This window comes from Burkholderia mycopellens (assembly GCF_964265025.1).
GTDB lineage: Bacteria > Pseudomonadota > Gammaproteobacteria > Burkholderiales > Burkholderiaceae > Burkholderia.
The window spans coordinates 2528380-2546614 of record NZ_OZ183802.1 but is presented as its reverse complement, the minus strand read 5'-3'; the positions used below and the strand labels follow the sequence as shown (position 1 = coordinate 2546614).

Genomic DNA, 18235 nt, shown 5'->3' with positions numbered 1-18235 from the left:
TGCTCATGAACGTGCTGGTCGAACTGATCGCGTTTGCGGTGGCGATCGGGGTGCTGGTCGTCGTGCATGAGTACGGACACTATCGCGTCGCGCGCTGGTGCGGCGTGAAGGTGCTGCGTTTCTCGATCGGCTTCGGCCAGCCCGTCGCGCGCTGGGTCAGCCGCAGGACGGGCACCGAGTGGACGCTGTCGGCGCTGCCGCTCGGCGGCTACGTGAAGATGCTCGACGAGCGCGATCCCGGCCCCGGCATCCCGCCCGAGGAACTCGGCCAGGCGTTCAACCGGCAGTCCGTCTACAAGCGCATCGCGATCGTCGCGGCCGGACCGATTGCCAACTTTCTGTTGGCAATTGCGCTGTTTTCCATCGTATTCGCCACCGGTGTAACCGAGCCCGCCGCGATCGTCGCACCGCCGGCCGCCGGCACGGTGGCGGCGCGCGCGGGCTTCGACGGCAACGAGACGATCGTGTCGATCCGCAACGGGCAGGGCGGCGAGTCCGAGCCGGTGCGGTCGTGGTCGGACCTGCGCTGGAAGCTGCTGGCGGCTGCGTTCGATCACCGCGAGATCGTGCTGGGTGCACGAGACGGCAACACGACGTTCGATTTTCGCGTCGACCTGCGCAATGTTCCCGAAAGTCAGCTCGACGACGATTTCATGGCCCATCTGGGCTTCGAGACCGGCGGCGGCACGCTGTCGGTCGCGTCGGTGCAGCCCGGCAGCGCGGCGGAGCAGGCGGGGCTGAAGTCCGGCGACAAGCTGGTCGCGCTCGACGGCAAGCCGATCGGCGGCGCGTCGCGTTTCATCGATTTCGTGAAACACCATGCGGGCAAGCCGCTCGATCTGCAGATCGAGCGCGACGGCGCCGCGCAGACCGTGTCGATCGTGCCGCAGATGCAGCGCGACGACGAGTCGGGGCAGGAGGTCGGCCGTATCGGCGCGGCGCTGTCGATGCATGCGCCGTCCGTCGACGTACGGTACGGGCCGATCGAGAGCCTACGGCTCGGCGCGCACCGCACGTGGGACATCTCCGTGTATTCGCTGCGGATGTTCGGGCGCATGATCACGGGCAACGCGTCGCTGAAGAACCTGTCCGGCCCGGTAACGATCGCGGACTACGCGGGCAAGAGTGCGCGGCTTGGCCCGTCGGCGTTCCTGTCGTTCCTCGCCCTTGTCAGCATTAGCCTTGGCGTCCTGAACTTGTTGCCGATTCCCGTTTTGGACGGGGGGCATCTGTTATATTATGCGGTTGAAGCCGCGACCGGGAAAGCCGTCTCGGAGCGCTGGCAGCTGATTCTGCAAAGAGCCGGGTTGATCTGCATCGTCGCATTATCGGCGATCGCGCTGTTCAACGATCTGGCTCGGTTAATCCATTTCTGAAGCGTCAGGCGGCCGCCGCTGGGCAGCCGCCTGATTTGATGCAGCTAAATATTGGGGATGCATGTTGTTCAAACCTCATCGCTTTGTACCTAAGACAGTTGCAGCGGCCGCGCTCGCCGCGCACGGCCTCGCGGCGCATGCAGCGGCACCGTTCGTGGTGCAAGACATCAAGATCGAGGGGCTGCAGCGCGTCGAAGCGGGTTCGGTGTTCGCCTACCTGCCGATCAAGCAGGGCGATACCTTCACGGACGACAAGGCATCCGAAGCAATCCGCGCGCTGTACGCGACGGGCTTCTTCAACGACGTACGCATCGCCACGCAGGGCAACGTCGTGATCGTGCAGGTGCAGGAGCGTCCGGCCATCGCGTCGATCGACTTCACCGGCACGAAGGAATTCGACAAGGATAACCTGACGAAGGCGCTGCGCGCTGTCGGCCTCGCCGACGGCCGTTACTACGACAAGGCGCTCGTCGACAAGGCGGAGCAGGAGCTCAAGCGCCAGTACCTCACACGCGGCTTCTACGCGGCCGAGGTCAAGACGACGATCACGCCGGTCGACGCGAACCGCGTGTCGATCCTGTTCGCGGTGGCCGAAGGCCCGAGCGCGAAGATCCGCCAGATCAACTTCATCGGCAACAAGGCATTCAGCACCAGCACGCTGCGCGACGAGATGCAGCTGTCGACGCCGAACTGGTTCTCCTGGTACACGAAGAACGACCTGTACTCGAAGGAAAAGCTGACGGGCGACCTCGAAGCGGTGCGCTCGTACTACCTGAACCGCGGCTATCTCGAGTTCAACATCGATTCGACCCAGGTGTCGATCTCGCCCGACAAGAAGGACATGTACCTGACGGTCACGCTGCACGAAGGCGAGCCGTACACGGTGTCGGGCATCAAGCTGTCGGGCAACCTGCTCGATCGCGAAGCCGAACTCAACAAGCTGATCAAGATCAAGCCGGGCGACCGCTTCTCGGCCGAAAAGCTGCAGCAGACCACCAAGTCGATCGTCGACAAGCTCGGCGAATACGGTTACGCATTCGCGACCGTCAACGCGCAGCCGGACATCGACCAGGCGAACCACAAGGTGAACCTGAACCTCGTCGTCGATCCGAGCCGCCGTGTGTACGTGCGCCGCATCAACGTCGTCGGCAACACGCGCACGCGCGACGAAGTGGTGCGCCGCGAAATGCGCCAGCTCGAAAGCTCGTGGTTCGACTCGAACCGCCTCGCTCTGTCGAAGGATCGCGTGAACCGTCTCGGCTACTTCACCAACGTCGACGTGACGACGGTGCCGGTCGAAGGCACGAACGACCAGGTCGACGTGAACGTGAAGGTCGACGAAAAGCCGACTGGCGCGATCACGCTGGGTGCCGGCTTCTCGTCGACGGACAAGGTCGTGCTGTCGGCCGGCGTGTCGCAGGACAACGTGTTCGGTTCGGGTACCAGCCTGTCGGTGAACGTCAACACCGCGAAGAGCTACCGCACGCTGACCGTCACGCAGGTCGACCCGTATTTCACGGTCGACGGCATCAAGCGGATCACGGACGTCTACTACCGCACGTACCAGCCGCTCTACTATTCGACGAGCTCGAGCTTCCGGATCATCAGCGCGGGCGGCAACATGAAGTTCGGCATCCCGTTCTCGGAAGTCGACACCGTCTACTTTGGCGCGGGCTTCGAGCAGAACCGTCTCGACGTCGATTCGAACACGCCGCAGAGCTACCAGGATTACGTGAACCAGTTCGGCCGCGTGTCGAACACGGTGCCGCTGACGGTCGCGTGGTCGCGCGACGCGCGTGACAGCGCGCTGATTCCGAGCCGCGGCTACTTCACGCAGGCGAACATGGAGTACGGCGTGCCGGTCGGCAAGATCCAGTACTACAAGGCCGACCTGCAGGCCCAGTACTACTATTCGTTCTCGCGCGGCTTCATTCTGGGCCTGAACCTGCAAGGCGGCTACGGTAACGGTATCGGCAACCCGTACCCGATCTTCAAGAACTACTATGCGGGCGGTATCGGCTCCGTGCGTGGCTACGAGCCGAGCTCGCTGGGCCCGCGCGACACGAAGACGAACGACCCGATCGGCGGTTCGAAGATGGTCGTCGGTAACATCGAACTGACGTTCCCGCTGCCGGGCACGGGCTACGACCGCACGCTGCGCGTGTTCACGTTCCTCGACGGCGGTAACGTGTGGGGCAACGCGCCGGGCGGCACGAGTACGGGCGCCAACGGCCTGCGTTACGGCTACGGCGTGGGTCTCGCGTGGATCTCGCCGATCGGCCCGCTGAAGCTGAGCCTCGGCTTCCCGCTGCAGAAGCACGAAGGCGACCAGTACCAGAAATTCCAGTTCCAGATCGGGACGGCGTTCTGACCGAACGCATGACAACAGCAACGAGAGGGTAATTTTGCTAACCGGTAAGTTTTCGAAACGAGTGATGTGCGCGCTGACCGTTGCGCTGGCCTTGGGCGCGGCAACGGCGCACGCACAGGACGTCGCCCGCATCGCGGCGGTCAATTCGGATCGGATCCTGCGCGAGTCGGCGCCCGCGAAGGCGGCGCAGACGAAGCTCGAAGCCGAGTTCGCGAAGCGCGACAAGGATCTGCAGGATCTGGCGGCGCGTCTGAAGTCGATGTCCGATTCGCTGGACAAGAACGGTGCGTCACTGTCGGCGGCCGACCGCGCGCAGAAGCAGCGCGATCTCGCCCAGCTCGATACCGACTTCCAGCGCAAGCAGCGCGAGTTCCGCGAAGACCTGAACCAGCGCCGCAACGAGGAACTGGCGGCCGTGCTCGAGCGGGCGAACAAGGTCATCAAGCAGATCGCCGAGCAGCAGAATTACGACCTGATCGTGCAGGAGGCCGTGTACGTCAGCCCGCGCATCGACATCACCGACAAGGTGCTCAAGGCGCTCGCGTCCGGCTCGACGAACTGAACGGAGCAGACGACGAATGGCATTGACGCTTGAGGAACTCGTAAAGCGGTTCGGCGGCGAGATCGCCGGCGACGCACAGTGCAAGGTCAACGGGCTCGCACCGCTCGACCAGGCAGGCCCGCAGCAACTCGCGTTCCTCGCGAATCCGAAGTACCTGTCGCAGGTCGAGTCGACCCGCGCCGGCGCGGTGCTGATCGCGCCGAAGGATCTGGAAAAGCTGGGCGCGGCCGCGAGCGGCCGGCCGGACGGCCCCCGCAATTTCATTGTCACGCCGAATCCGTACGCGTACTTCGCGCGCGTCGCGCAGATGTTCATCGACCTGGCCACGCCGCCGCGCGCCGCCGGCGTGCATCCGAGCGCGACGATCGATCCGGCCGCGCAGGTTGCCGCGAGCGCGGTGATCGGCCCGCACGTGACGGTCGAGGCCGGTGCGGTGATCGAAGACGGCGTGCAGCTCGACGCGAACGTATTCGTCGGCCGCGGCACGACGATCGGCGCGGGCTCGCACCTGTATCCGAACGCGTCGGTATACCACGGCTGCAAGATCGGCCCGCGCGCGATCATCCATGCGGGTGCGGTGATCGGCTCCGACGGCTTCGGCTTCGCGCCGGATTTCGTCGGTGACGGCGACGCGCGCACCGGCAGCTGGGTCAAGATCCCTCAGGTCGGTGGCGTGACGATCGGCCCGGACGTCGAGATCGGCGCGAACACGACGATCGACCGCGGCGCGATGGCGGATACCGTCATCGAGGAATGCGTGAAGATCGACAACCAGGTGCAGATCGGCCACAACTGCCGGATCGGCGCCTATACGGTGATCGCCGGCAGCGCCGGGATCGCGGGCAGCACGACGATCGGCCGCCATTGCATGATCGGCGGCGCGGCCGGGATCGCCGGCCACGTGACGCTCGGCGACTATGTCATCATCACCGCGAAATCGGGCGTATCGAAGTCGCTGCCGAAGGCCGGCATCTATACCAGCGCGTTCCCGGCCGTCGACCACGGCGAATGGAACAAGAGCGCCGCGCTCGTGCGCAATCTCGACAAGCTGCGCGAGCGCATCAAGGCGCTCGAAGCCGCGCTCGCCGCCCAGGGCGGCATGGACGCCTGAGCGCATCATGCGAGACCTCGAACCGGGCACGGCCAGCGCAACCGGCCCGGTTTGCCAGACTGGGCCGCACGGCGGCCCGCTTCAGCCTTTGCATCACCACCGCGCAGCCTCTGCGTGAGACGAACCATCATGAGCACTGAAAAAATCAATCTCGACATCCACAAGATCCTCACGCTGCTGCCGCATCGCTACCCGATTCTGCTCGTCGATCGCGTGCTCGAACTCGAACCGCACAAGGGAATCAAAGCGCTGAAGAACGTGTCGATCAACGAGCCGTACTTCCAGGGGCATTTCCCGAAGCGGCCCGTGATGCCGGGCGTGCTGATCCTCGAGGCGCTCGCGCAGGCCGCGGCGCTGCTGACCTTCTCGGAAGAGCAGCCGAAGGATCCGGAGAACACGCTGTACTACTTCGTCGGGATCGACGGCGCGCGCTTCAAGCGTCCGGTCGAGCCGGGCGACCAACTGATTCTGAACGTGACGTTCGAACGCTACATCCGCGGCATCTGGAAGTTCAAGGCGGTGGCGGAAGTGGACGGCAAGGTGGCGGCGGAAGCCGAATTGATGTGCACGGTCAAGACGACCGACGTGGCGCCCTGAGCGACGCGGCACGGACAGGCAACGCAACGCGACACATCACATCGAGAGGCAACGGCGCATGACCAGGATTCATCCCACCGCGATTGTCGAGGCGGGCGCACAGATCGACGAATCGGTCGAGATCGGCCCGTACGCAATCGTCGGTCCGCACGTCACGATCGGCGCGCGTACGAAGATCGGCTCGCACAGCGTGATCGAAGGCCATACGACGCTCGGCGAGGACAACCGTATCGGCCATTACGCATCGGTCGGGGGTCGTCCGCAGGACATGAAGTACAAGGACGAGCCGACGAAGCTCGTGATCGGTAACCGCAACACGATCCGCGAATTCACGACGATCCACACGGGCACCGTGCAGGACGCCGGTGTGACGACGCTCGGTGACGACAACTGGATCATGGCCTATGTGCACATCGGTCATGACTGCACCGTCGGCAATCACGTGATCCTGTCGAGCAACGCGCAGATGGCCGGCCACGTCGAGATCGGCGACTGGGCGATCGTCGGCGGGATGTCGGGCGTCCACCAGTTCGTGCGCATTGGTGCGCACTCGATGCTGGGCGGCGCGTCGGCGCTCGTGCAGGACGTTCCGCCGTTCGTGATCGCGGCAGGCAACAAGGCCGAGCCGCACGGGATCAACGTCGAAGGGCTGCGCCGGCGCGGCTTCTCGCCCGACGCGATCTCCGCGCTGCGCAGCGCGTATCGTCTGCTGTACAAGAACGGCCTGTCGCTCGAGGAAGCGAAAGTGCAGTTGCGCGAGCTGGCGGCGGCGGGCGGCGAAGGCGACGCACCCGTGAAGGCGCTCGTCGAGTTCATCGACGCGTCGCAACGCGGCATCATCCGCTAAGCGATGCCGCTTCCGACCACTCAGCTCCGGCTCGCGATGGTGGCCGGCGAACCGTCGGGCGACCTGCTCGGCGCGTCGCTGCTCGGCGGGCTGCGCGAGCGGCTGCCCGAATCGGCCCAGTACTACGGGATCGGCGGGCAGCGGATGATCGCACATGGCTTCGACTCGCACTGGCAGATGGACAAGCTGACCGTGCGCGGCTACGTCGAGGCGCTGGGCCAGATTCCCGAGATCCTGCGGATTCGCGGCGAGCTGAAGCGCCAGTTGCTCGCCGAGCGGCCGGACGCCTTCATCGGCATCGACGCGCCCGACTTCAACTTCAACGTCGAACAGGCCGCGCGCGACGCGGGCATCCCGTCGATTCACTTCGTGTGCCCGTCGATCTGGGCATGGCGCGGCGGCCGGATCAAGAAGATCGCGAAGTCCGTCGATCACATGCTGTGCCTGTTCCCGTTCGAACCGGCGATCCTCGACAAGGCAGGCGTTGCCTCGACCTACGTCGGCCATCCGCTCGCCGACGAGATCCCGCTCGAACCCGACACGCACGGTGCGCGCATCGCGCTCGGACTGCCGGCCGACGGCCCGGTGATCGCCGTGTTGCCGGGCAGCCGGCGCTCGGAAATCGCGCTGATCGGCCCGACGTTCTTCGCGGCGATGGCGCTGATGCAGCAGCGCGAGCCCGGCGTGAGGTTCGTGATGCCGGCGGCGACGCCGGCGCTGCGCGCGCTGCTGCAGCCGCTCGTCGATGCGCATCCGCAGCTCGCGCTGACGATCACCGACGGCCGCTCGCAGGTTGCGATGACGGCTGCCGACGCGATCCTCGTGAAGAGCGGCACGGTGACGCTGGAAGCCGCGCTGCTGAAGAAGCCGATGGTGATTTCGTACAAGGTGCCCTGGCTGACCGGGCAGATCATGCGCCGGCAGGGCTACCTGCCGTACGTCGGCTTGCCGAACATCCTGGCGGGGCGTTTCGTCGTGCCCGAGTTGCTGCAGCATTTCGCGACGCCCGAGGCGCTCGCCGATGCGACGCTCACGCAGCTGCGCGATGACGCGAACCGCCGCACGCTGACCGAAGTATTTACCGAAATGCATCTTTCGCTGCGGCAGAACACGGCCGCGAAGGCGGCCGAAGCGGTCGTGCGCGTGCTCGAACAACGCAAGGGGCGCGCATGACCGCAGTACGTGCACCACGCCGTCGCGCATCGAGCGACGGGCAGGGCGGTTTCGATTTCAGCCGTCCCGACGAGATCGTCTGCGGCGTCGACGAAGCGGGCCGTGGCCCGCTCGCGGGGCCGGTGGTGGCCGCCGCGGTGATCCTCGATCCGGCGCAGCCGATCGACGGGCTCGACGATTCGAAGGCGCTGTCCGCGAAGAAGCGCGAGGCGCTGTACGAGCTGATCGTCGCGCGCTCGCTGTCGTATTGCGTCGCATCGGCGAGCGTCGACGAGATCGACACGCTGAACATCCTGCACGCGACGATGCTCGCGATGAAGCGGGCGGTTGAGGGGCTGTCGGTCCTGCCGACGCTCGCGCAGATCGACGGCAACCGCTGCCCGACGCTGACGGTGCGTGCCGAAGCGATCGTCAGCGGCGATGCGCTCGTGCCGAGCATCTCGGCCGCGTCGATCCTCGCGAAGGTCACCCGTGACCGCATGCTCGTCGACCTGCACGAACGCTTCCCGGTGTACGGCTTCAACGTGCATGCGGGCTACGGCACCGCGAAACACCTTGCCGCACTGCGCGAGCACGGCCCGTGCGAGGCCCATCGGCGCTCGTTCGCACCGGTGCGTGCGGCGTTCGACCTGATTCGATGAAAAGCATTACTTCCCGCGACAACCCGCTGTACAAGCGCCTGAAGGCGCTCGCGGGTTCGACGTCCCATCAGCGCCGCGGCGGCCAGGCGCTGCTCGAAGGATTCCATCTCGCAAGCGCGTACCTCGACACGGGCGCGACGCCCGAGCTGTGCGTCACGACCGAAGGCGCACTCGGCCACGCCGAGGCCCAGGCGATCGTCGCGCGCATCGATGCGCAACGGATCATCACGCTGCCCGACGCGCTGTTCGGGCAGTTGTCGAACGTCGTCAGCGGCGTCGGCTTCCTGCTGCTCGTCGACCGGCCGGCGCAGCCGCTGCCGGCGCGCGTGACGCATACGTCGGTCGTGCTCGACGGCGTGCAGGACGCCGGCAACGTCGGCTCGATCCTGCGCAGCGCGGCGGCCGCGGGCGTGCGCCACGTGTTCTGTGCGCCGGGCACCGCGTACGCATGGTCGTCGAAGGTGCTGCGCTCGGGCATGGGTGCGCATTTCCTGCTGTCGATCCACGAGGACGTCGAAGCCGCCGCGCTCGCCGAGCGCCTCGATGTGCCGGTCGCGCTGACCGACTCGCACGGTGCGCGGGCGGTCTACGACTGCGACCTGTCGGGGCCGGTTGCATGGGTGTTCGGCAACGAGGGTGCCGGCGTGTCGGCGTTCTGGCGCGACGCGGCCACGCTGCGCGTAACGATCCCGCAGCCGGGCGGGATGGAGTCGCTGAACGTCGCGGCCGCGGCTGCGGTCTGCCTGTTCGAGCAGGTGCGTCAGCAGCGGCGTGCGTGACGCCACACGCGTGCTTGCTCCGCACCATGAAAAAGGCCGCGTTCGACGCGGCCTTGTTGTTTCCGGCGGCGGCCAGTCTTAGTACGACTGCCGGTCGAGGCGGATTTCCTGCAGGATCGTCGTCGCGATTTCCTCGATCGACTTGTGCGTCGACGACAGCCACTTGATCCCCTCGCGGCGCATCATCGCTTCGGCTTCGTTGATCTCGTAGCGACAGTTCTCGGGCGCCGCGTATTTGCTGCCCGGCCGACGCTCGTTACGGATCTCGGACAAGCGCTGCGGGTCGATCGACAGCCCGAACAGCTTCTCGCTGTAGGGCGACAGCGCCGAAGGCAGCTTGCCGCGCTCGAAATCTTCCGGAATCAGCGGATAGTTTGCTGCCTTCACGCCGTACTGCATCGCGAGATACAGGCTCGTCGGCGTCTTGCCGCTGCGCGACACGCCGACGAGGATCACGTCGGCTTCCGACAGGTTGCGGTTCGACTGGCCGTCGTCGTGCGCGAGCGAGAAGTTGATCGCCTCGATCCGGGTCTTGTATTCCTCGGTGTCCGCGTTCTGGTGGCCGCGGCCCATCGCGTGGCTCGACTTGAGCTCCAGTTCCTGCTCGAGCGGTTCGACGAAGCGCTGGAACATGTCGAGCACGAGTGCGTTCGAGCGTTTGACGATGTCGTTCGACTCGCTGTCGACGAGCGTCGTGAACACGATCGCGCGGCGGCCGTCGTGCACGGCGGCCTCGTTGATCTTCTCGACGGTCGCATAGGCCTTGTCGAGCGAGTCGACGAACGGCACGCGCACGAGGCGGAATTTCTGGTCGAACTGGGAGAGGATCGAATGCGCGAAGGTTTCGGCAGTGATCCCGGTGCCGTCGGAGACGATGAATACGGTAGGCAGCATGAATCTGGGCGTCGAGCGTGAAGGGCGGTTGCGCGGGCGGCTGGAGGTCCGCCTCCAGACGCAGTGACAAGGTCGCGCCACATCCGGCAGCCGGCACGGTAGAATAGCGGCAACCTGTTGGATAAGCAATTGCGGGGGCAGCGCGCGAACGGCGCCGCGGGCTTCGCCGCTTGATTCCAAAATTCCCGGCAAGTTTGGCGATTTGTCTGCAAATATCGCCCTTCTGCCGGGATTTTTGTAAATCGGGTCGGAAGATTATCCGCCGCTGCGATTGTTTATCTAACAGGTTGCGCAAGACGCGCCGCGCCTTTTTGCAAGCGCCCGCGTCCAAGCCCACTTGCGCAATCGAGCATTTTTTTCACACTTAGGGGCTTGTATGACTAACGCAGCAAACGTCGCAAAGGACCAGGCGTATGTAATTCCGTTCGAGCAGTTGCGGATGACCGATGTGGAGATCGTCGGCGGCAAGAATGCGTCGCTTGGCGAAATGATCAGCCAGCTTTCCGAAGCTGGCGTTCGCGTACCCACCGGTTTTGCCACGACCGCGCTCGCGTTCCGCGATTTCCTCAAGCACAACGACCTTACCGACCGCATCGCCAAGCGTCTCGAGTCGCTCGACATCGACGACGTGAAGGCGCTCGCCGAAGCCGGTGCCGAAATCCGCAAGTGGATCGTCGATGCGCCGATGCAGGCACGTCTCGAGCAGGAAATCCGTGAGCAGTTCGAAATCCTGACGAAGAGCTCGCCGGGCGAGCTGTCGTTCGCCGTGCGTTCGTCCGCGACCGCGGAAGACCTGCCCGACGCATCGTTCGCCGGCCAGCAGGAGTCGTACCTGAACGTCGTCGGCATCGATGACGTGCTCGACCGCATGAAGCACGTGTTCGCGTCGCTGTACAACGACCGCGCGATCTCGTATCGCGTGCACAAGGGCTTCACGCACGCGGAAGTCGCACTGTCGGCCGGCGTGCAGCGCATGGTTCGCTCGGACGTTGGCGCGGCCGGCGTGATGTTCACGATCGACACCGAATCGGGCTTCAAGGACGCCGTATTCATCACGTCGAGCTATGGCCTGGGTGAAACCGTCGTGCAGGGCGCAGTGAACCCGGACGAGTTCTATGTGTTCAAGACGACGCTCGCGCAGGACAAGTACCCGATCATCCGCCGTTCGATCGGCTCGAAGCTGATCAAGATGGAATTCACGCAGCCGGGCGAGCCGGGCCGCGTGAAGACGGTCGACGTGCCGCACGAGCAGCGCAACCGCTACTCGATCACCGACGAAGACGTGATCGAGCTGGCGAAGTACGCGGTCATCATCGAGAAGCACTACCAGCGTCCGATGGACATCGAGTGGGGCAAGGACGGCCGCGACGGCAAGATCTTCATCCTGCAGGCACGCCCGGAAACCGTGAAGAGCCAAGCGACCGGCAAGGCCGAGCAGCGCTTCAAGCTGAAGGGCCAGTCGCAGGTGCTCGCGACGGGTCGTGCGATCGGCCAGAAGATCGGCGCGGGCCCCGTGCGCGTGATCCAGGATCCGTCGGAAATGGAACGCGTGCAGCCGGGCGACGTGCTCGTGGCCGACATGACGGACCCGAACTGGGAGCCGGTGATGAAGCGTGCAGCCGCGATCGTCACGAACCGTGGCGGCCGGACCTGCCACGCGGCGATCATCGCGCGTGAACTCGGCGTGCCGGCAGTCGTCGGCTGCGGCGATGCAACCGACATCCTGAAGGACGGCGCGCTCGTCACCGTGTCGTGTGCGGAAGGCGACGAAGGCAAGATCTACGACGGCCTGCTCGAGACGGAAGTCACCGAAGTGCAGCGCGGCGAACTGCCGGAAATCCCGGTCAAGATCATGATGAACGTCGGCAACCCGCAGCTCGCGTTCGACTTCTCGCAGTTGCCGAACGCAGGCGTGGGCCTCGCACGTCTCGAGTTCATCATCAACAACAACATCGGCGTTCACCCGAAGGCGATCCTCGAGTACCCGAACATCGACCAGGACCTGAAGAAGGCCGTCGAGAGCGTCGCGCGCGGTCACGCATCGCCGCGTCAGTTCTACGTCGACAAGCTGACGGAAGGTGTCGCGACGATCGCGGCGGCGTTCTATCCGAAGCCCGTGATCGTGCGTCTGTCCGACTTCAAGTCGAACGAGTACAAGAAGCTGATCGGCGGTTCGCGTTACGAGCCGGACGAGGAAAACCCGATGCTGGGCTTCCGCGGCGCGTCGCGTTACATCGCTGAAGACTTCGCGCAGGCGTTCGAGATGGAGTGCCGTGCACTGAAGCGCGTGCGCGACGAGATGGGCCTGACCAACGTCGAGATCATGGTGCCGTTCGTACGTACCGTGAAGCAGGCGGAGCGCGTCGTCGGCCTGCTCGAGAAGTTCGGCCTGAAGCGCGGCGAAAACGGCCTGCGCCTCGTGATGATGTGCGAAGTCCCGACCAACGCGATCCTCGCCGAAGACTTCCTGCAGTTCTTCGACGGGTTCTCGATCGGGTCGAACGACCTCACGCAGCTCACGCTGGGCCTCGACCGTGATTCGGGCATGGAACTGCTGGCTGTCGACTTCGACGAACGCGACCCGGCCGTCAAGTTCCTGCTGAAGCGCGCGATCGATACCTGCCGCAAGATGGGCAAGTATGTCGGTATCTGCGGCCAGGGTCCGTCCGATCACCCGGACTTCGCGCAATGGCTGACGGACGAAGGCATCGTGTCGATCTCGCTGAACCCCGACACGATCATCGATACGTGGCAGGCGCTTGCCAACCGGAAGTAACGGCCGGTAACGCACCATCGGCGAAAGTGCGGCGGCGCCGTGCTTTCGTTGAAGGCAAAATGCAAGCTTCATGCTATAAACACCCCGGTAGGCACCGGGGTGTTTTTGTTTGTCGGTACCTCCCGGGCCGCCTCAAGCGTGCCGACCGCCCCCTCGGGGGCAGCGCGCATGTCGCACCGGAGTAGCGCTCCAACGCATACTCTGGTTCCATGCAACGCAAGTGAGCGCGGGGGATGTTTTTCTGGAGACCACAATGATGTCGGGGCATCTGTTCTGGTGGGTCGCGGTGGGTGTGCTGGTCGTGGCCGAGGTGCTGACGGGCACGTTCTACCTGCTGATGATCGCGCTCGGCTTTCTCGCGGGCGGGCTGCTGCAACTGGCCGGTTTTGCGCCGCACGTGCAGTTCGGTGCGGCGGCGGTGGTCGCGATCGTCGCGATGATCGTGCTGCGCCGTTCGGGGCTCGGCCGCAAGCAGAAGCGCGACACGTCGACGAATCCCGACGTCAATCTCGATATCGGCGCGACCGTCACGGTCGACGCGTGGCACGACGGCCGCGCGCGCGTGCAGTATCGCGGGGCCGACTGGGACGTCGAGCTTGCGAACGGCGAGCGCGACGATGCGCACGTATATCAGGTAAGCGCCGTGCGCGGCAGCTGTCTCGTGGTCGTGGCGAAACCCGCGGGCTGATCGTCCGCCGATACAACAAGGAGGGAATACTTCATGGATTCGCTGATCATCTGGGTTGTCCTGCTCGTCATCGCGATCGTGATCGTGTCGAAGACGGTGAAGATCGTGCCGCAGCAACATGCGTGGGTGCTCGAGCGCTTCGGTCGTTATCACGCGACGCTGTCGCCCGGTCTCAATATCGTGCTGCCGTTCGTCGATCGCATCGCGTATCGGCATGTGCTGAAGGAAATCCCGCTCGACGTGCCGAGCCAGATCTGCATCACGCGCGACAACACGCAGCTGCAAGTCGACGGCGTGCTGTATTTCCAAGTGATGGACCCGATGAAGGCGTCGTACGGGTCGAGCAACTTCGTGCTTGCGATCACGCAGTTGTCGCAGACGATGCTGCGCTCGGTGATCGGCAAGCTGGAGCTCGACAAGACTTTCGAGGAGCGCGACTTCATCAACCACAGCATCGTGTCGGCGCTCGACGAGGCCGCCGCGAACTGGGGCGTGAAGGTGTTGCGCTACGAGATCAAGGACCTGACGCCGCCGAAGGAAATCCTGCATGCAATGCAGGCGCAGATCACCGCGGAGCGTGAAAAGCGCGCGCTGATCGCTGCCTCCGAAGGCCGCAAGCAGGAGCAGATCAACCTCGCGTCGGGTGCGCGCGAAGCGGCGATCCAGAAATCGGAAGGCGAGCGGCAGGCCGCGATCAACCAGGCGCAGGGCGAGGCCGCTGCGATTCTGGCGGTGGCCGAGGCGAACGCTCAGGCGATCCAGAAGATCGCGAACGCGATGCAATCGCAGGGCGGGATGGACGCGGTGAACTTGAAGGTTGCCGAGCAGTATGTCAGCGCATTCTCGAATCTCGCGAAGCAGGGCAACACGCTGATCGTGCCGGCGAACCTGTCCGATCTCGGCAGTGCGATCGCATCGGCGATGTCGATCGTCAAGAACGCGGGGGCGGCTTCGGCCGGGAAGGCCTGAGTCGGACCTGCGCGATGCGCAGGAGGTCGCCTTGCCGCGTGCGGCGAATCGTCGCGTAGCCGGGCGCGGATGATGCCGTGTGGCCCCGCAGTCGGCCCCTTTCTTCAATCGAAACGGGCAGCGTGGCGCGCGGAGCGCCGATCCGGCCACTGCCGGGCAGCCGGCATGCAGGATTCACGTCACCCAAAGCAACACGGCCCGCTTCGAGCGGGCCGTGTCGTTTGCGATGCCCGGTGTTGCGCGGGTCAGGTGCCGGCGCGCATGATGCGTGCCTTTTCGCGTTCCCAGTCGCGCTTTTTCTCGGTTTCGCGCTTGTCGTGCAGCTTCTTGCCCTTCGCGAGCGCGATGTCGCACTTTACGCGCCCCCCCTTGTAATGGAAGTTCAGCGGCACGAGCGTGTAGCCGCGCTGCTCGACCTTGCCGATCAGTTTCTTGATTTCCTCACGGTGCAGCAGCAGCTTGCGCGTGCGAACCGGGTCAGGCTTGATGTGCGTCGAGGCTTCGGGCAGCGGGCTGATATGGGTGCCGATCAGAAAGATCTCGGCGTTCTTCACCACGACGTAGCCTTCCTTGATCTGGCCGCGCCCGGCGCGCAGCGCCTTGACTTCCCAGCCCTCCAGCACGAGCCCCGCCTCGTAGCGTTCCTCGATGTGATAATCGAAGTGCGCCTTCCTGTTGTCGATGATGCTCATGAATGGATTGGGCCAACTCGTTTAAAATCACGATTTTAGCAAAGCGGGGCGAGAATCGCCCGGCTTGCGTTCTCACCTTAAGCGATGCCGCGCGATTTATGGCAGATGTCCAGAAAACAGTATTGATCCGTCATTCGGCGGAACAGATGTTCGACCTCGTCACCGACGTGGCCGATTACCCCAATTTCCTGCCCTGGTGCGGCGGCGTCGAGATTCGCCGTCAGGACGATAGCGGGATGGAAGCGCGCATCGACATCAACTTCAAGGGCATCAAGCAGCATTTTGCGACGCGCAACACGCAGCAGCGTCCGACGCGGATCGACATGGAGTTCACGGACGGCCCGTTCAAGAAGTTCACGGGCTCGTGGCGCTTCACGGCACTGCGTGCCGATGCGTGCAAGATCGAATTCGCGCTGCACTACGAGTTCTCGAGCATCCTGCTCGAGAAGATCATCGGGCCCGTGTTCAGCCATATCGCGAACACGTTCGTCGATTCGTTCGTGAAGCGCGCCGACCAGCGCTACGGGAAGGGGTGACGCGATGCTGTCGATCGAAGTCTGCTACGCGCTGCCGGATCGCCAGACGCTGATTCCGCTGTCGCTGCCGGAAGGGGCGACCGTTCGTTCGGCGATCGATGCGAGCGGCGTACTCGCGCTGCACCCGGAAATCGATCTCGCGAACGCGAAGACGGGCGTGTACGGCAAGCTTGCGCCGCTCGACGCGCCGCTCGCCGACCACGACCGCGTCGAGATATACCGCCCGTTGATCGTCGATCCGAAGCTCGCGCGCCAAAGGCGCGTCGACAAGTCGCGTCGCGAAGGCTCCATCGAGGGCCGCAAGTGGATGCACAAGGACGCGCGCTGACGCGGACCGATCCGCGGCTTTCGCCCCGAATCGTCTGATCAAACGCCGTGGCGCTCAGTGGGCCGCGGCGTTTGCGCTTGCCGGCGGGCTTCCCGACGTGCCGCCGCCGGCGGGCGTGTTGCCGTGCTGCCGCACCGATCCGTAGACGCCCGCGAGCAGCAGCACCAGCGCGGCGATCTCGAGCGCATGCGGCATCCGCTGGTCGTAGACGAACGCGTAAAGCATCGCGAACACGGTTTCGAACACGATCAGCTGGCCCGACAGCGTGAGCGGCAACCGTTTCGACGCGGCATTCCACAGCCCGTTGCCGAGCCACGACGCGCCGATCGCGAGCACGAGGTTCAGCAGCCAGAACAGTTGCCAGCGCGACGCCGGGACGGCTGCCTGCACCGTGCCGGCCGGCAGCGCGAGGATAGCGATCCAGCAGAGCCCGCCGATCAGGCCGGTCACGACGCCCCACAGCACCGACCATTCGTTGCCGCCGAAATGATGATGGCGCTGCAGATAGCGTGCGTTCGCAACCGCATACCAGGTCCAGCTCGCGAGCGCGCCGGCCGCGCAGGCGATGCCCGCGAGCTTCTGGCCGAGCGTCGTCGCGTGTGCTGCCTCGGACGTGAACAGGTCGACGTTGATGCAGACGATGCCCGCGATCACCAGCGCGAGCGGCATAGCGAGCCGCCGCAGCGGCACGGCGCCGTGGTCGCCGAGGCCCGCGAGCGTGACCGTGACGGGCAATACGCCGACGATCAGCGAACTGGGCGCGATGCCGATCAGGTGCACGGCGCCTGACAGCAGCATGTAGTACGCGACGTTGCCGACGACGGCGAGCCTGACCAGCGCGACGAGATCCTCGCGTGTCAGCCGCGCGAGCAACGAGCGGGCGGCCGGCAGCGCGGCCGCGAGCGATACGAGGCCGTACATCGCGTAGCGGCCGGCGCTCAGCAGCAGCGGCGAGAAGTCGGTCAGCAGCCGCGGAACGAGAAAGACCATGCCCCACAGGGCACCTGCCAGAACACCATAGACCACACCGCGCTGCATCGACCGCTCCGAATACATGAACGAGCGGGCATCTTAGCGACGCCGGTTCGGCGGCGTCTTGTTCATTCCTGCACTCGGGGCATGGCTGGGCTTCGACGTGCTGTGCGACGGAGCGGCCGCGGTCCGTTCCTGATTATCGAGGGTTCGCGGCCGCGGCAGGTCGCGGATCAGCCGTCGGCCGGATCGGGCGTCGCACCGGCGCCGTCGCCTGACGCCCGCACTCGCGCCGGGCGCCGCACGGCGCGTAGCTTGCCGCTGTTGCCGCCGCCGCAGTAGAAACGGTCGCGGCCGTCGGATTCGAGCCCCGACACCCCGACGCCGGGCGGCATGGCGACCTGCTCGAGCACTCGACCCGTACGCGGATCGATGTGCCGCAATTCGCTCTCGTCGGCTTCCCAGGTGCCGTGCCACAGCTCGCCGTCGACCCACGTCACGCCGGTGACGAAGCGGTTCGACTCGATCGTGCGCAGCACGGCGCCCGATTCCGGATCGATCTGATGAATCTTGCGTTCGCGGTACTGGCCGACCCACAGCGTGCCTTCGGCCCACGCGAGCCCCGAGTCGGCGCCGCCGCCGGGTGCGGGGATCGTCGCGAGCACGCGGCCCGATTCCGGATCGATCTTCTCGATGCGGTCTTCGACGATCAGGTACAGGTGGCGGCCGTCGAACGCCGTGCCCGCATGCGCGGCGACGTCGATCGAGCGCACGGTCGTGCCGCGTTCCGGGTCGAGCGCATTCAGCTTGTCGCCGCACGCGTACCACACGTACTGCCCGTCGTACGTGACGCCGTGTACGCCGTCGACGCCCGGAAACGGGCCATATTCGCGAAGGATCTCTGCCCTGGAGCGCTTCATGTT

General features: G+C 65.2%; 18 protein-coding genes. 14 read left to right on the top strand and 4 right to left on the bottom strand.

All coding sequences use genetic code 11. The features are described 5' to 3' along the window. The first annotated feature begins 5 nt into the window (after positions 1-5). From rseP to ACPTTC_RS11725, 9 genes are all read left to right on the top strand, one after another. Entirely contained in the window at positions 6-1376 is a 1371-nt protein-coding gene (gene rseP / locus ACPTTC_RS11765; protein ID WP_423392583.1) for an RIP metalloprotease RseP, read from the top strand. A gap of 61 nt (positions 1377-1437) precedes the next feature. Then, the gene (gene bamA, locus ACPTTC_RS11760) at positions 1438-3747 is read left to right on the top strand and encodes an outer membrane protein assembly factor BamA (protein ID WP_175969519.1); all 2310 of its coding nucleotides are present in this window, start codon (positions 1438-1440) and stop codon (positions 3745-3747) included. A 64-nt stretch (positions 3748-3811) separates the two neighbouring features. After that, positions 3812-4309: an OmpH family outer membrane protein gene (locus ACPTTC_RS11755; RefSeq protein WP_040144479.1), complete on the top strand. Its 498-nt coding sequence runs from the start codon at positions 3812-3814 to the stop codon at positions 4307-4309. A gap of 16 nt (positions 4310-4325) precedes the next feature. Next, on the top strand, positions 4326-5420 hold the full coding sequence (gene lpxD / locus ACPTTC_RS11750; protein WP_423392582.1) for a UDP-3-O-(3-hydroxymyristoyl)glucosamine N-acyltransferase: 1095 nt from the start codon (positions 4326-4328) through the stop codon (positions 5418-5420). A gap of 129 nt (positions 5421-5549) precedes the next feature. Further along, the gene (fabZ, locus tag ACPTTC_RS11745) at positions 5550-6017 is read left to right on the top strand and encodes a 3-hydroxyacyl-ACP dehydratase FabZ (RefSeq protein ID WP_011352450.1); all 468 of its coding nucleotides are present in this window, start codon (positions 5550-5552) and stop codon (positions 6015-6017) included. A 58-nt stretch (positions 6018-6075) separates the two neighbouring features. Further along, complete coding sequence (gene lpxA, locus ACPTTC_RS11740) at positions 6076-6864, top strand: acyl-ACP--UDP-N-acetylglucosamine O-acyltransferase (protein WP_423392581.1); 789 nt, start codon at positions 6076-6078, stop codon at positions 6862-6864. Positions 6865-6867: 3 nt separating this feature from the next. Next, a complete protein-coding gene (lpxB, locus tag ACPTTC_RS11735) occupies positions 6868-8037 on the top strand; it encodes a lipid-A-disaccharide synthase (RefSeq protein WP_226196779.1) in 1170 nt (389 codons plus the stop codon). Beyond that, entirely contained in the window at positions 8034-8678 is a 645-nt protein-coding gene (gene rnhB / locus ACPTTC_RS11730; protein ID WP_226196781.1) for a ribonuclease HII, read from the top strand. Before lpxB ends, rnhB begins: the two co-directional genes overlap by 4 nt. Beyond that, the gene (locus ACPTTC_RS11725) at positions 8675-9457 is read left to right on the top strand and encodes a TrmH family RNA methyltransferase (RefSeq protein ID WP_423392580.1); all 783 of its coding nucleotides are present in this window, start codon (positions 8675-8677) and stop codon (positions 9455-9457) included. Before rnhB ends, ACPTTC_RS11725 begins: the two co-directional genes overlap by 4 nt. 78 nt (positions 9458-9535) lie before the next feature. On the opposite strand, the gene ppsR is transcribed toward ACPTTC_RS11725, so the two are convergent. Further along, positions 9536-10351 (bottom strand): posphoenolpyruvate synthetase regulatory kinase/phosphorylase PpsR, encoded by an 816-nt coding sequence (gene ppsR, locus ACPTTC_RS11720; RefSeq protein ID WP_006483812.1) that lies wholly within the window; start codon positions 10349-10351, stop codon positions 9536-9538. A 376-nt stretch (positions 10352-10727) separates the two neighbouring features. Between ppsR and ppsA the strand changes: the two genes are divergently transcribed. The 3 genes from ppsA to ACPTTC_RS11705 all read left to right on the top strand — a co-directional run bounded on the left by ppsA (position 10728) and on the right by ACPTTC_RS11705 (position 14784). Then, positions 10728-13127 carry a phosphoenolpyruvate synthase gene (ppsA, locus tag ACPTTC_RS11715; RefSeq protein ID WP_226196785.1) on the top strand — a complete coding sequence of 800 codons (2400 nt, stop codon included), beginning with the start codon at positions 10728-10730 and terminating at the stop codon, positions 13125-13127. Between the two features lie 253 nt (positions 13128-13380). Then, a complete protein-coding gene (locus ACPTTC_RS11710) occupies positions 13381-13815 on the top strand; it encodes an NfeD family protein (protein WP_423392579.1) in 435 nt (144 codons plus the stop codon). 33 nt (positions 13816-13848) lie between these two features. Beyond that, positions 13849-14784 carry an SPFH domain-containing protein gene (locus tag ACPTTC_RS11705; protein WP_423392578.1) on the top strand — a complete coding sequence of 312 codons (936 nt, stop codon included), beginning with the start codon at positions 13849-13851 and terminating at the stop codon, positions 14782-14784. A 245-nt stretch (positions 14785-15029) separates the two neighbouring features. Here the strand turns inward: ACPTTC_RS11705 and smpB are convergent, their stop codons facing one another. Beyond that, positions 15030-15476, bottom strand: a complete 447-nt coding sequence (gene smpB, locus ACPTTC_RS11700; RefSeq protein ID WP_006478511.1) for an SsrA-binding protein SmpB — start codon at positions 15474-15476, stop codon at positions 15030-15032. Positions 15477-15574: 98 nt separating this feature from the next. Here smpB and ACPTTC_RS11695 point away from each other — a divergent pair, with 98 nt between their 5' ends. Beyond that, the gene (locus ACPTTC_RS11695) at positions 15575-16012 is read left to right on the top strand and encodes a type II toxin-antitoxin system RatA family toxin (protein WP_034181130.1); all 438 of its coding nucleotides are present in this window, start codon (positions 15575-15577) and stop codon (positions 16010-16012) included. 4 nt (positions 16013-16016) lie between these two features. Next, the gene (locus ACPTTC_RS11690) at positions 16017-16340 is read left to right on the top strand and encodes an RnfH family protein (RefSeq protein WP_175953379.1); all 324 of its coding nucleotides are present in this window, start codon (positions 16017-16019) and stop codon (positions 16338-16340) included. 54 nt (positions 16341-16394) lie between these two features. On the opposite strand, the gene ACPTTC_RS11685 is transcribed toward ACPTTC_RS11690, so the two are convergent. After that, positions 16395-17378 carry a DMT family transporter gene (locus ACPTTC_RS11685; RefSeq protein ID WP_423392577.1) on the bottom strand — a complete coding sequence of 328 codons (984 nt, stop codon included), beginning with the start codon at positions 17376-17378 and terminating at the stop codon, positions 16395-16397. Positions 17379-17545: 167 nt separating this feature from the next. Continuing rightward, the gene (locus ACPTTC_RS11680; protein WP_423392576.1) at positions 17546-18232 is read right to left on the bottom strand and encodes a DUF5074 domain-containing protein; all 687 of its coding nucleotides are present in this window, start codon (positions 18230-18232) and stop codon (positions 17546-17548) included. Between the last annotated feature and the right edge of the window lie 3 nt (positions 18233-18235).